This window comes from Protofrankia sp. CiT1, assembly GCF_917627335.1.
Lineage (GTDB): Bacteria > Actinomycetota > Actinomycetes > Frankiales > Frankiaceae > Protofrankia.
Genome location: NZ_CAKJTP010000096.1, coordinates 11,375 through 11,922 on the forward strand (window position 1 = coordinate 11,375; position 548 = coordinate 11,922).

1 pseudogene is annotated in these 548 nt (G+C 60.0%); it reads left to right on the plus strand.

The window, feature by feature from the left end:
• Positions 1-355: 355 nt before the first annotated feature.
• A pseudogene (locus MJ785_RS15050) lies at positions 356-548 on the plus strand (hypothetical protein); the annotation flags it as partial.

Consider the following 548-nt stretch of genomic DNA (forward strand, 5'->3'; position numbering starts at 1 on the left):
TGCCTCGTCGGGCTGGAGCGAAGCCCCGTTAGCAATAGCAGTGTAGGTACCGTGTCACGAGCCTGAAGTGAAATGTCACCGCCCGGTCTCCAACCCTACATCGCATAGCGGTTATGCGTTGATGGCTTGATTTCGCCGGTGCCTTGCGACCTCGCCGGACATGGGTAGATATTCCTTTGCCACGGGTGGCAGATCGCACGTTTCGGCCGGCCCGCGCTGATGTGGGACCAGTCCCTCGCTGCCAATGATCAATCGTGTGGTGGGCGCGTCGAACGGGGTTTCCGCGGGCAGGCAGATAGCTTTGGCTGGCGTCGGTGCTCATCCGAAGTTCCCCGGACCTCCGAAGGGAAATGTAGTGTCGAATTCGCAAGGTCTCGTGTTCGCGTCGGCGGAATGGGTTCCGGGCGGAGGTGAGTGGTGGGCCAACTTCACGGTCGTCGTGTCCAACTACTCCACCGAGGACTTGGTAGACCCGGAGATTTCCTTTACGTTCGCCGAGGGCCGGATCATCCGCAACAACTATGGTCTCGTGTTCGAGGAAAGCGACC